We start from the raw sequence: 12,658 nt of genomic DNA, 5'->3' as shown, positions 1-12,658 counted from the left end.
CGTGCAGTGCCGCCCCGTCTCTGTCGCCGCCGACGGCTTGAAGGTTGCCGACGGGAACGGGGAGATGTTCGAGCTCGTCGTCGAGAGGGGCGAGGACGCGGCGCGCGCCTCCCGGGCGGACGCAGTCCTGGTGGTCGCGGCAACGACCCGCACATCAACGGACGTGAGACCGAGGACCGCACGACCCTGGCCCTCCCCGCCCACCACGAGCGCCTCCTGCGCGCGGCCCCGCACGGCCCCGCACGGCCCCGCACGGCCAACCCGAACACGGTGCTGGCGCGGGTGTCGGCGTACCCGTACGCGGTCGATCACGCGGAGGTGCCGGCGCTGCTGTGGACGGCCCACGGCGGCCAGGCGTCCGGCACGGCCCTGGCCCTGGCCCTGGCCGGCGACGTCTCTCCCTCCGGCCGCCTCCCGCAGACCTGGTACGCCGACGACTCCGACCCGCCCGGCCTCCTCGACTACGACGTGGGCGGCAGCCGCCAGACGTACCTCTGTTTCGAGGGCACGCCCGTCTTTCCGTTCGGCCCCGGCCTGTCGTACGCGTCCTTTTCCTACGAAGGCCTCACGACTCGCGTCGAGGACGGGACGCTGCACGTGTCCTTCACGGTCGGCAACACCGGTGACGTCACCGCGGACGAGGTCACCCAGCTCTGCAGCCGGGCCGTGGAGCCGCCGGTGCCACGGCCCCGCAGGGAACTGGCGGCGCACCGGCGCGTGACGCTCGCGGCCGGCGAGTTCACGGAGGTCGCCTTCCGTGTGCCGATGTCGGCCTTCGCGTTCTGGCACGTGATGCGCGCACTGCAGAGCACCGCGTACGAGGCGGGTGCGAGTACGGGCGTCCTGATCGGCACGCCCGGAGGTCGGACGCTCCACTCGTCGCTGGGCTGGACCATGTGCTCCCCGATGACGAGCCTCTGGTACGAGCCGTCGGATGCCGCCCGGTGAGCCGGGTCTGATGCACCGGACCGCCATGGCCCTGCACTTCCGCAGTCCCTAGCAGCGGGCGGGCAGGCGGGTGGGATCGGCGATGATCTGTCGGACGGTCGACCATGCCGCGCCCAGCACCGGTCCACTCCGGCCCAGGGCGGAGGGGCGCACCGCCTCCGGGTTCCAGGGCCGGACGGTGATCCGGGCGGCGAGTTCGGCGCGGATGGACGGGAGGAGCCATTCGGCGAGTTCGGCGTAGGCGCCGCCCAGAACGAGGCCGTCCGGGTCGATCAGGTTCACCGCCGAGGTGAGGGCGAGGCCCAGGGCCCGTCCTGCGCGGTCCAGGGCGCGCAGGGTCGCCGCGTCCCCGGCGCCCGCCCGCTCGGCCAGCAGCGCCACCGGGTCGCCGACGTGCGCGAGCCCGGCCTCGCGCAGGACGGCCGCTTCGCCCGCGTACTGCTCCAGGCAGCCGCGGGCCCCGCAGGCGCAGCGGGCGCCCTCCGGGTGGACGGGCAAGTGGCCGAGTTCGCCGGCGAAGCCGCGGGCACCCCGGAACAGCTGCCCGCCGACGACCAGTGCGGCACCGATTCCGGCCTCGGCGGAGACGTGTACGAAGGTCTCGGCGGAGTGTCCCTGGTGCCACTGCTCGGCCAGCGCCCCGAGGTTGGCCTCGTTCTCCGGCTCGGGCACGGTGTCGGGGTCGGGCCAGTGGTCGGCGGGGCGGACGGCTTGCCAGCCGAGGTTGGGGGCGTGTCCCACCAGCCCGCTCGGCTCGTTCGGCACCACCCCCGGCACGGCCAGGACCCGGCCGGCGACACGCAGGCCGAGAGCGGCGGCCTCGGCCTCCGCCTCGGCGCCCAGCGCGGCGGCCTCCGCCAGCACCTGCCCGGCCGGCCGGCCCGCGTTGGCCCGCTCCACCCGACGCCAGACCCGGGATTCACCGCGCAGGTCCACCACGCACGCGGCGAGATGGGTGACGCCGATCTCAAGGCCGAGGCCCGCGGGACCGCGGTCGCTCAGCTCCAGTGCCCGTCCGGGGCGGCCGACCCGTCCGCTGGGCGCGGTCTCCGTCTCGGTCAGTGCTCCGCGACCGATGAGCTCGTCGACCAGGGAGGAGACGGCCGGCCTCGTCAGGCCCGTGTGCCCGGCGACGTCCGCACGGGAGAGCGGGCCGTGTGCGGCGACCGCCCCGATCACCACCGCGAGATTCTGCCGGCGCATCCCCTGCTGCGAGGCGGGCGCGGCCTCCGCGCCCCCGCTCGCCCTGCCTATCCCCGCCATCGAGCCGACCCTCCTATCGTTCTGCCGGCGCGACCTCCTGCAAGGCCCGCGCCCGCCGCAGCGTACTGGTGATCCGTTCGAGCGTGTCGTCGTCACGGGACACGGGTTCCAGCACACGGCCCGCGGCGGTCCCCCAACGGCGGGCGACGGCGTCGGCGGGCTCACCCGTGAGCAGTGCAGCGGCCTGGGCGGCGGCCCCGAGCGCGACCGGTTCCCGGACCTCGGGCACCTGGACCGCTCGTCCGGACAGCCGCAGGACGGTCTGCTGCCAGGCCCTGCCGCGGGCTCCGCCGCCGATCAGCAGCAGTGGTTCCTCGGGGGCGGGGTTCTCGCCACCGGCACGCAGTACGTCGTCCAGGGCCGTGAGCAGGGCGTGGGCGGCGCCGTCGTACGCGGCCTGGAGCAGCTGCCCGGGCGTGGTGTCGTGGCGCAGGCCGTGGACCAAGCCGGAAGCGGCCGGGAGGTCCGGAGTGCGCTCGCCGTCCAGGTAGGGAAGGACCACCACCGTGCCGCCCGCCTCGACGTCGTCGCGGTCGCGGCCGACGAGGGCGGCGAAGCGGTCGACGGCGAGGGTGCAGTTGAGCGTGCAGGCGAGCGGCAGCCAGCCGCCGAGGGCATCGGCGAAGCCGGCGACGGTTCCGCTCGGGTCGGCGGGCCGGGTCCGGCCGACGGCGTAGACGGTGCCGGACGTACCGAGGCTCAGCACCGGCCGTCCGGTGGTCAGGCCCAGCCCGAGGGCGGCGGCCATGTTGTCACCGGTCCCGGTGGCCACCAGCGTGCCCTCGCGCAGTGGCATCCCGGCCCGCACGGAGCCCGCCAGGGCGCCCGGCGGGAGGACCTGCGGCAGCAGCCCGATGTCGAGGCCGATCCGGCCGAGGACGTCTTGCTCGTAGCCGTCCGGGCCCCACCAGCCGGTTCCCGACACGTCACCGCGGTCCGTCACCGCCTCACCGGTCAGCCGCTCCGTCAGGAAGTCGTGCGGAAGCCGGACGGCCGCGACGCGGTCGGCGGCGGCAGGCTCGTTCGCGAGCAGCCAGGCCCATTTGGCGGCCGTGAAGGCGGCCGTCGGGACGCTGCCGGTGCGGCGGGCGAGTTCTGCCGGGCCGAACGCGGCTGCGAGTCCGGCCGCCTGCGGGGCGGAGCGGACGTCGTTCCACAGCAGCGCCGGGCGCACCGGCCGGCCGGCAGCGTCGAGGGTGACCAGGCCGTGCTGCTGGCCGGCGATCGAGCAGGCGGCGGCGCGATCCGCCCAGCCGGTGCCCGCCATGGCCTCGCCGAGCGCCCGCCACCACTGTTCGGGGTCGCTCTCGCGTCCGGCGCCCGCGCTGACGGCGTGCGGGGCGCGGCCCTCGCCCAGGACGGCGCCGGTTTCCAGGTCGACGGCGAGGGCCTTGGTGGACTGGGTCGAGCTGTCGACACCGATCACGACACGCTGAGCAGACATGCGTTTCCTCCGGTGGGGTTCCCTCTTGCGTCTCGGCATACTAATTTGTTTTTCGTCATTACAAATAGTTCCTCGGTCTGATCCGGAGCGCCTCATGACCAGCGACCCGCTCGTCCCCACCCCCGCGCACAGGTTCACCTTCGGCCTGTGGACCGTCGGCTGGCAGGGCCGGGACCCCTTCGGCGACGCCACCCGGCCCGCCCTCGACCCGGTCGAGACCGTGGAGCGGCTGGCCGAGCTCGGCGCTTACGGCGTCACGTTCCACGACGACGACCTGATCCCCTTCGCCGCCGGCGACACCGCACGCGAGCAGGCGGTCAAGCGCTTCCGCACCGCACTCGACACGGCCGGCCTGAAGGTCCCGATGGCCACCACCAACCTCTTCACCCACCCGGTGTTCAAGGACGGCGCCTTCACCGCCAACGACCGGGACGTGCGCCGGTACGCGCTGCGCAAGACGATCCGCAACATCGACCTGGCCGTGGAACTCGGCGCCTCGGTCTACGTCGCCTGGGGCGGCCGGGAGGGCGCGGAGTCGGGCGCGGCCAAGGATGTGCGCACCGCCCTCGACCGGCTGAAGGAGGCCTTCGACCTGCTGGGCGAGTACGTCGAGAGCCAGGGTTACGATCTGCGCTTCGCCATCGAGCCCAAGCCCAACGAGCCGCGCGGCGACATCCTGCTGCCCACCATCGGCCACGCCCTGGCGTTCATCAACGAGTTGGACCGGCCCGAGCGGGTGGGCCTCAACCCGGAGGTCGGCCACGAGCAGATGGCCGGGCTGAACTTCCCGCACGGAATCGCCCAGGCCCTTTGGCACGGCAAGCTGTTCCACATCGACCTCAACGGCCAGACCGGCATCAAGTACGACCAGGACCTGCGTTTCGGTGCGGGCGACCTGCGCCAGGCCTTCTGGCTGGTCGACCTGCTGGAGTCGGCCGGCTACGACGGCCCCCGTCACTTCGACTTCAAACCGCCGCGCACCGAGGACTCCGCCGGTGTCTGGGCCTCGGCGGCCGGCTGCATGCGCAACTACCTGCTCCTGGCGGAGCGTTCCCGCGCCTTCCGGTCCGATCCGGAGGTCCTGGCCGCGCTCGCCGCCTCCCGGCTGCCCGAACTCGCCCTTCCCACCGCCGAGGACGGCCTGGCCGGGCTACTGGCCGACCCGTCCGCCTTCGAGGAATTCGACGTCGATGCCGCCGGCCGCCGCGGCATGGCCTTCGAACAGCTGGACCAGCTCGCCCTCGAACACCTCCTCGGAGCCCGCTGAGCCGGTGAGCCCGTGAGCCGGGCCGTGACGTTCCACGGGCCGGCTCCGACACTCCCCAGGGGGCCGGCGCCTTCGCGCCCGGCGGCCCCGCTCAGGCCGGGTAGGCGAGGCAGGTCTCCAGGGTGCCGGCGGGCTGGACGTGGACGGTGCCGGACGGCCCGCAGAACCGGAGCTGCCAGGGATGCGGGGTGTCGGTGGTCACGTGGAGGCGGTCGCCCCGGCGGCGCAGGTGGAAGCGGGCCGCCTCGCCGGGGCCGTCGGAGCGCGGGATCACCACGGTGCGCTCGGCGCCGTCGGCGAAGGCGTGTACCCACAGTTCGACGCCGTCCGCCCAGGCGGAGACCGGGCGCTGGTCGTCGGCGGCGAGCGGGATGACGAAGTCGGGACGGGCCAGCAGCGGCAGGGTGTGGAAGCCGTGCTGTTCGCGGACCCACCTGAGACCGGCGACCTGAGTGCCGGTCAGAACGTTCGTCCACGTCCCTTCCGGCACGTAGTACTCGACCGTGCCGTCGTCGGTGAACTTCATCGGGTGGTTTCCTCCGTCCGCGCGCGGTGCGCGGTGATCAGGCCTCGGAACCAGTGGTAACTGTCCTTGGGCGTTCGGGTCAGCGTGTCGTAGTCGACGTGCACCAGGCCGAAGCGCTGGCCGTAGCCGCGCGCCCACTCGAAGTTGTCCAGCAGCGACCAGACGTAGTAGCCGCGGACGTCAACCCCTGCGGAGACGGCGTCGGCGACGGCGGCGAGGTGGTCCGCGAGGTAGTCGAGCCGCTCGGTGTCGTGGACCCGGCCGTCGGGACCGACGGTGTCGGCCTCGGCAGAGCCGTTCTCGGTGATCCAGACCGGCGGAAGCCGCGCGTAGCGGGCGTGGAGTTCGCGGAGCAGCTCTGTGAGCGCGTCCGGGACGACGGGCCATCCCATGGTGGTGCGCCGGGTCGGGTACCGGTCCGGCTCGGTGACGCCGATGTCCACGGCGGTGCGCGTTTCGGGGTCGGCCTCGCGGTGGTGGGCGGCGGCGACGGTGATCGGCCGGTAGAAGTTGACGCCGAGGAAGTCCAGCGGGGCGCCGATCAGCTCCAGGTCGCACGGCAGTCGCCAGGGACCGTCGGCGAGACCGGCCCAGGTCTCGGCCTCGTACGCGGGGTAGCGGCCCGCGAGGAGCGGCTCGGTCCAGATCTCGTTGTGGAGGACCTTGGCACGGCGCAGGGCGGCCCGGTCCTCGGGGAGGGCGGAGCCGAGGTGGATGCGGTCGAGGTTGAGGGCGATCCCGACCTCCTGGGCGCCCGCGGCGCGCAGCTCCCGGACTGCGAGGCCGTGGGCGACCAGCAGGTGATGTGCGGCCGCGAGCGCGCCTCGCCCCTCCTCGGCGCCGGGCGCGTGGCGCCCCTCGGCGTAGCCGACGAAGGCGGAGCAGTACGGCTCGTTGAGGGTGATCCAGCGCTCCACGCGGTCCCCGTATCGCTCGGCCGCGAGGGCCGCGTACTGCGCGAACGCCTCGGCGGTCTCCCGGACGCGCCACCCACCCCGGTCCTCCAGGGTCTGGGGCAGGTCCCAGTGGTAGAGGGTGACAGCGGGGGCGACTCCGGCGGCCAGCAGCTCGTCGATCAGGCGGTCGTAGAAGTCCAGCCCCTTGGGGTTGACGGTTCCGCTGCCCCGCGGCAGCAGGCGGGGCCAGGCGATCGAGAAGCGGTAACTGTCCACACCGAGTCCGCGCAGCAGGGCGACGTCCTCCGAGTGGCGGTGGTAGTGGTCACAGGCCGTGTCGCCGGTGGCACCGTCGAGCGTACGGCCGGGCGTGTGGCTGAAGGTGTCCCAGATGGACGGGCCGCGGCCGTCCAGGTCGTGGGCGCCCTCGATCTGGTAAGCGGCGGTCGCGGCACCGAAGCGGAACCCGGCGGGCAGTTCCGGGAAGGCCGGGGTGGTCATGGGCGGTATCTCACAGGTCTGTCGGTCTCCTGGGTCTCGGGGTGCGGGGCCTAGGCGCGGGGCGCGCGGGCCGCCCTCGCGGGTCTGCCCGGTCCGGTGGTGCGGGGCGGTCAGAGCTCCGGCGCCAGGCCGCGCTCGCGCAGCCAGGCCAGTTGGACGGGCGGGTTGGAGCCGCAGCCGCCGCCGTGGTCGCCGAACGGCCACACGGTCATGGTGCGGTCCTCGCCCGCGTAGTGGTTGAAGGCTGCGTAGACCGTGGAGGGCGGACAGACCGGATCCATCAGTCCCACGCTGAACACCGTCGGCGCGGTGGCCCGCCGGGCGAAGTGGACACCGTCGAAGTGGTCGAGGGTGGCGAAGGCCGGCTCCACGCGGTGGCGGCTGTGCCAGCGCAGGTACTTGGCGATCTCCACGTACGGGCCGTCCCCGCACATCGCAGCAGCGTGGCGGAAGTGACACAGGAAGGGGACGTCCGGCATGGCCGCCGCCACGCGGTCCCCGGCGAGACCGGCGACGGCGAGCGCCAGACCGCCGCCCTGGCTGCCTCCGGCCACCACGATCCGACGGCTGTCGAGTCCCGCCAGCTCCGGGACCGCGTCCACGGCTCGCACGCAGTCGGTGATCAATCGCCGGTAGTAGTAGGTGTCGGGAGAGTCGATGCCGCGGGTCATGAAGCCCTCCACCCACTGCGTGCCGTCGCCCACGCTCCGGTCCGGGGTGTCGTGGCCCTGGCCCCGGCTGTCGACGACGAGTTGGGCGTATCCCGCAGCGGACCAGAACAGGTGGTCGGTGGGCAGTCCTCGACCGCCGCCGTAGCCCATGTAGGTGATGACGACCGGCAGCGGTCCGGCCGCGTCGCGGGGGCGCAGCAGCCACGCGGCCACCGGTTCACCGTTCCAGCCGGGGAAGCGTACGTCGTCGACCTCGACGGTGTGGAGCAGGTGCCGGGCGGTGGCCCGTTCCACCTTGATCGCCCCGTCGTGCGACCGGGCTTCGGCGAGGGTCTTCCGCCAGAAGGCGTCGAAGCCCGTCGGATCGGACAATGCAGGGCGGTAGGTCACGAGTTCGTCCGCGCCGAGGTCTGTGAGCGGCATGGGGGGGGTTCCTCCGGTCGGAGAGGTGACGGGTAACGGAGCTCGGCGGCCACACGGGGCCTTCCCCCGCAGGTCCGGGCTGGGGTGCGGGAAGGGGTGGCGGCCCGCCCCCCTGTGACGGGCCGCCGGTCTCGCGGGTGCGGGCCTCAGTCGGTCCCGCCGGACACGGTGAAGCCGAAGGCGGCCAGGCGGAAGCCGCCGTGCAGCGTCAGCCGCAGGTCGTGGACGCCGTCCAGCGGAGCGGCGAGCTCGGCCGCGACGGTCTTCCACGTGTAGCGGGTTCGGACAGGGAACTCACGTGTACACCCCCCCGGCAGGTTGGGCGTTACGATCACTTGTCGAAGCGCTTCGACGCTGACATGAACCCATATCACTGTCAACCACCCCTGGTAAAACCAGTTTTGTATTTCCTCAGGTTCTTGCCGAACTGGTAACACGCCGCTGTTCGCGCCGCGGCGCCAAGCGCTTCGACACGTCGAGGGGCAAACCACCCCGAGAACCGAGTGGAACCGGATGCCCTTTGCGAGCCGAGGACTCGCCGCGCGCTGGTCGTCCCCCGGGGCGAGTACCTCGCCGGGAACTCCCTGCGCGACTGCCCGGCGGTGTAGTGGTAGGCGGGGAAGCCCTGACGCAACCACCAGGCGAAGCTGTCGCGATGGCACTCTGACCCGCCTCGTAGCCGTAGGAGCCCGCGAGCCGACCCGGGCGCCGGGCGGGGCGCGTAGGTGACGAGCACTTGCGGTCGGACCACGCAGACCACCTCGGCCGGGTGGACGGCGACCTCGTCCACGTCGGCGGACCGGAAGGCCCCGGGCCGGCGGTTCTGCTCGCCGACGTCGCGCCGGGCGGCGACCTCCGCCAGCTTCGGGAAGGGTGCTCCAGACGGGGCCCGGCGAAGTCGGCGAACCCGGGATGCAGGGCGGCCAACGCTGCGGCCGGGAAGGTTTGTCGGGTCGCGCCAATGCGGTCGGGCCGGCCCTGGACCGGGTGGTGCTCCACGACTCGGAAGGATGGTGCGCAGTACCTCGTGCCAATCCTCGGGCTGCTGCAGGGCCCAGACGGGCGGCAGTGGGCGCCCGGTGCCGGCCAACTCGCGCTCGAGGACGGCGTGTGCGTACTCGGCACGAGGGCCGCGAGCTCCCGTCCGCCATGCATGCTGACCATCACGGCGAAATGTTAACGCTCACACTTTCCCTGTCAAGGAACCGCTGGAGGCATAGGCAGAGTGCGACCGGCGCGACGGAGAGCCCGGGCCGACGCGGCGGTCAGCCCCGGGTCCGATGGCGCCGGCTCAAGACGGCCGGCGGGGCCCGCGCTGCGACGCAGCACCATCTCGGGCGAGATCAGCACGCGGGTGCGGGTGTGCGCGCCGCCCTCCAACTCCTCGACGAGCAGTTCCAGGGCCCGGCGGTCGAGCTCGCCGAACTGCCGCACGGCGGCCAGGGGCGGGGCGAAGCAAGCGGCCTCAGGAATCTCGTCGAAGCCGACGACGCCGATGTCGCCCCGGATCGAGCGACCGGAGTCGCGCCGGGCGCGCAGCGGGCCGAGGGCCGTGCTGTCGCTGGCGCAGAAGACGGCGGGAACGTCGCCAAGTTCGGCGATCCGGAAGCCTGCCGGGTAGCCGGCGCCCGCGCACTCCAGCCGTCGCGCTCGACAAGCCGCCAGAAGCCCCGGAAGCCGTTTGCGGTCATCATGCCGGGACGCACCCGATGAAGAGGTGCCCTGCAGAGGCGGCTGATCGCCTGCGCCGTTGTTGGCCCAACGGTGATCCGAACAGACCCTTGACGGCACTCTTGTGAGCGTTAACACTCAGGTATCGCCAGGCCGGAGCCGCTGCAAAACCGGACTTCGCACAGCGCGAGGAAACGACTCCCGGCCGACCCGGCTCGACCGCTTCCGGTTCTCCCAGCCGGGTCGCACTGTGCCGGTCGCGGAACATCACTGGAGGAAGTGTGCGGAAGCTTTCAGCGAGCCTTGTCGCCCTGGGCCTGACTCTGTCGCTGGCAGCCTGCGGCCAGAGCGCCAACGGAGCAGGCGAGGGCGGGGGTGGCGGGGATGCCAAAGGCGGCCTCATCGGCATCGCGATGCCGACCAAGTCGTCGGAACGCTGGATCAACGACGGCAACAACATGGTCCACGAGTTCCAGGCCAAGGGTTACAAGACCGACCTCCAGTACGGCGACAACGTCGTGGAGAACCAGGTCTCCCAGGTGGAGAACATGATCACCAAGGGGGCCAAGCTGCTGGTGATCGCCGCCATCGACGGTTCCTCGCTCACCAACGTGCTGCAGAAGGCCGCCGACGCCCACGTCCCGGTCATCTCCTACGACCGGCTGATCCGCGGCACCGGGAACGTCGACTACTACGCGACCTTCGACAACTACAAGGTCGGCGTCCTCCAGGGCAGTTACATCGTCGACAAGCTCGGCCTCAAGGACGGCAAGGGTCCCTTCAACATCGAGCTGTTCGCCGGCTCACCGGACGACAACAACGCCGCGTTCTTCTACAACGGCGCGATGAGCGTCCTCAAGCCGTACATCGACGACAAGAAGCTGGTCGTGCAGAGCGGTCAGACCTCCCTCAGCCAGATCGCCACCCTGCGCTGGGACGGCGGTCTCGCCCAGTCCCGGATGGACAACCTGCTGAGCAAGTCGTACACCGCCGCCCGTGTCGACGCCGTGCTCTCTCCGTACGACGGTATCTCGATCGGCATCATCTCCTCGCTCAAGGGCGTCGGCTACGGCGCCGGCCAGCCGCTGCCCGTCGTCACGGGCCAGGACGGCGAGCTGGCCTCCGTGAAGTCGATCATCGCGGGCGAGCAGACCCAGACCGTCTACAAGGACACCCGCCAACTGGCCAAGGCCGCCGTCCAGATGGGCGACGCGCTGCTGACCGGCGGCAAGCCCGAGGTCAATGACACCAGCCAGTACGACAACGGCGTCAAGACCGTACCGGCGCAGCTGCTCCAGCCGGTCAGCGTCGACAAGGAGAACTACCAGAAGGTCCTGGTGGACAGCGGCCAGTACACCGTCGACCAGCTCAAGTAGCCCCCGGAGTCCGACCGGCGGGTCCGGCGACGACGAAACGGCGGTGCGGTGCCCGGGAGACCGCCCGGGCACCGCACCGCCCCGACGATACGGATGCACAACCATGGCCCGACCCGTGCTCGAGATGCGGTCGATCAGCAAGACGTTTCCCGGTGTCAAGGCCCTCTCCGAGGTCAACCTGACCGTCGGCGCCGGTGAGGTACACGCCGTCTGCGGTGAGAACGGCGCCGGCAAGTCCACGCTGATGAAGGTACTCAGCGGGGTTTACCCCCACGGCGGCTACCAGGGCGATATCTACTTCGAGGGCGAGCCCTGCCGGTTCCGGGACATCCGGGCCAGCGAGCAGCGCGGCATCGTCATCATCCACCAGGAACTCGCGCTGGTGCCCTACCTGTCCATCGCCGAGAACATCTTCCTCGGCAATGAGCACGCCACCCGGGGCGTCATCAGCTGGCACCGGACGCTGACCCACGCCGCCACACTGATCCGGCAGGTCGGACTCGAGGAGAGCCCGCACACCAGGATCGCCGACCTCGGCGTGGGCAAACAGCAGTTGGTCGAGATCGCCAAGGCGCTCGCCAAGAAGGTCAAGCTGCTCATCCTGGACGAGCCGACGGCCGCCCTGAACGACGAGGACAGCCGCAAGCTGCTCGACCTGATCCTCGAACTCAAGGCCCAGGGCATCTCCTGCATCCTCATCTCGCACAAGCTGAACGAGATCGCCCGGGTTGCCGACGCCGTCACCATCCTGCGCGACGGGCGGACCATCGAGACCATCGCGATCGGTCCAGAGGGCATCTCCGAGGAGCGGATCATCCGTGGCATGGTCGGCCGCGACCTGGAACACCGCTACCCCGAGCGGCAGCCCTACTCGGCACCAGGGGCGGAGATGGGCGAGGTCGCCTTCGAGATCGAGGACTGGAGCGTCCAACATCCGATCGACCACCGGCGCAAGGTGGTCGACGGCGTCTCGCTCAACGTCCGTCGAGGGGAGATCGCCGGCATCGCCGGCCTCATGGGCGCCGGCCGTACCGAACTGGCCATGAGCGTCTTCGGTCGCTCGTACGGACGGTGGACCGGCGGCCGGGTGCGGCTGCACGGCCGAGAGGTCCGTACCCGGACGGTGCCGGAGGCGATCGGGCACGGCATCGCGTACGTGACCGAGGACCGCAAGCAGCTCGGCCTCAACCTCAGCGACGACATCAGTCGGAACATCTCGCTGAGCGCCCTCGGCAAGGTCGCCCGGCGGGGCTGGGTCGACCGGCACGAGGAGGCGCGGATCGCCGAATCGTTCCGGCGGACCATGAACATCAAGGCACCCTCGGTGTTCGCGGAGACCGGCAAGCTCAGCGGCGGCAACCAGCAGAAGGTCGTCCTCAGCAAGTGGATCTTCGCCGAGCCGGAGGTGCTGATCCTCGACGAGCCCACCCGGGGCATCGACATCGGTGCCAAGGCGGAGATCTACACCGTCATCGCCGAACTCGCCGCCCAGGGCAAGACGGTACTCGTCATCTCCTCCGAACTCCCCGAACTCCTGGGCCTGTGCGACCGGATCTACACGATGGCCGAAGGCCGGATCACCGGTGAAGTGAGCCGCGCGGACGCCACCCAGGAATCCCTCATGCGGCTCATGACCATGAGTGCAGCATCCCCCGACAAGCAGGTGTGAGGC

At 71.6% G+C, this 12,658-nt stretch carries 10 protein-coding genes and 2 pseudogenes; 4 read left to right on the top strand and 8 right to left on the bottom strand.

The window, feature by feature from the left end; translation table 11 throughout:
• Positions 1–10: 10 nt before the first annotated feature.
• Positions 11–837, top strand: a pseudogene (locus tag AB5J51_RS38615) (glycoside hydrolase family 3 C-terminal domain-containing protein); the annotation flags it as partial.
• 159 nt (positions 838–996) lie between these two features.
• On the opposite strand, the gene AB5J51_RS38610 reads toward AB5J51_RS38615, so the two are convergent.
• Together AB5J51_RS38610 and xylB are read right to left on the bottom strand one after the other, a co-directional pair.
• Positions 997–2,211: an ROK family protein gene (locus AB5J51_RS38610; RefSeq protein WP_369779935.1), complete on the bottom strand. Its 1,215-nt coding sequence runs from the start codon at positions 2,209–2,211 to the stop codon at positions 997–999.
• A 13-nt stretch (positions 2,212–2,224) separates the two neighbouring features.
• On the bottom strand, positions 2,225–3,655 hold the full coding sequence (xylB, locus tag AB5J51_RS38605; protein WP_369779934.1) for a xylulokinase: 1,431 nt from the start codon (positions 3,653–3,655) through the stop codon (positions 2,225–2,227).
• 94 nt (positions 3,656–3,749) lie between these two features.
• On the opposite strand from xylB, the gene xylA reads away from it, so the two are divergent.
• Entirely contained in the window at positions 3,750–4,922 is a 1,173-nt protein-coding gene (gene xylA, locus AB5J51_RS38600) for a xylose isomerase (protein WP_053788202.1), read from the top strand.
• 91 nt (positions 4,923–5,013) lie between these two features.
• On the opposite strand, the gene AB5J51_RS38595 is transcribed toward xylA, so the two are convergent.
• From AB5J51_RS38595 to AB5J51_RS38570, 6 genes and pseudogenes are all read right to left on the bottom strand, one after another.
• The gene (locus AB5J51_RS38595; RefSeq protein ID WP_369779933.1) at positions 5,014–5,448 is read right to left on the bottom strand and encodes a hypothetical protein; all 435 of its coding nucleotides are present in this window, start codon (positions 5,446–5,448) and stop codon (positions 5,014–5,016) included.
• Entirely contained in the window at positions 5,445–6,845 is a 1,401-nt protein-coding gene (locus tag AB5J51_RS38590) for a GH1 family beta-glucosidase (protein ID WP_369779932.1), read from the bottom strand. Before AB5J51_RS38590 ends, AB5J51_RS38595 begins: the two co-directional genes overlap by 4 nt.
• Before the next feature lie 110 nt (positions 6,846–6,955).
• Entirely contained in the window at positions 6,956–7,939 is a 984-nt protein-coding gene (locus AB5J51_RS38585; protein ID WP_369779931.1) for an acetylxylan esterase, read from the bottom strand.
• Positions 7,940–8,085: 146 nt separating this feature from the next.
• The gene (locus AB5J51_RS38580; protein WP_369779930.1) at positions 8,086–8,274 is read right to left on the bottom strand and encodes a hypothetical protein; all 189 of its coding nucleotides are present in this window, start codon (positions 8,272–8,274) and stop codon (positions 8,086–8,088) included.
• Between the two features lie 380 nt (positions 8,275–8,654).
• Positions 8,655–8,768, bottom strand: a pseudogene (locus AB5J51_RS38575) (N-acetyl-1-D-myo-inositol-2-amino-2-deoxy-alpha-D-glucopyranoside deacetylase); the annotation flags it as partial.
• A gap of 368 nt (positions 8,769–9,136) precedes the next feature.
• The gene (locus tag AB5J51_RS38570; RefSeq protein ID WP_369779929.1) at positions 9,137–9,730 is read right to left on the bottom strand and encodes a substrate-binding domain-containing protein; all 594 of its coding nucleotides are present in this window, start codon (positions 9,728–9,730) and stop codon (positions 9,137–9,139) included.
• A 161-nt stretch (positions 9,731–9,891) separates the two neighbouring features.
• On the opposite strand from AB5J51_RS38570, the gene chvE reads away from it, so the two are divergent.
• A complete protein-coding gene (chvE, locus tag AB5J51_RS38565) occupies positions 9,892–10,986 on the top strand; it encodes a multiple monosaccharide ABC transporter substrate-binding protein (RefSeq protein ID WP_369779928.1) in 1,095 nt (364 codons plus the stop codon).
• Between the two features lie 103 nt (positions 10,987–11,089).
• Positions 11,090–12,655, top strand: a complete 1,566-nt coding sequence (gene mmsA, locus AB5J51_RS38560) for a multiple monosaccharide ABC transporter ATP-binding protein (RefSeq protein WP_369779927.1) — start codon at positions 11,090–11,092, stop codon at positions 12,653–12,655.
• Positions 12,656–12,658: the final 3 nt, after the last annotated feature.

This window comes from Streptomyces sp. R33, assembly GCF_041200175.1.
GTDB classification, from domain to species: domain Bacteria; phylum Actinomycetota; class Actinomycetes; order Streptomycetales; family Streptomycetaceae; genus Streptomyces; species Streptomyces katrae_B.
The sequence above is the reverse complement of the archived record's forward strand: the minus strand, read 5'-3'. Positions and strand labels throughout refer to the sequence as shown.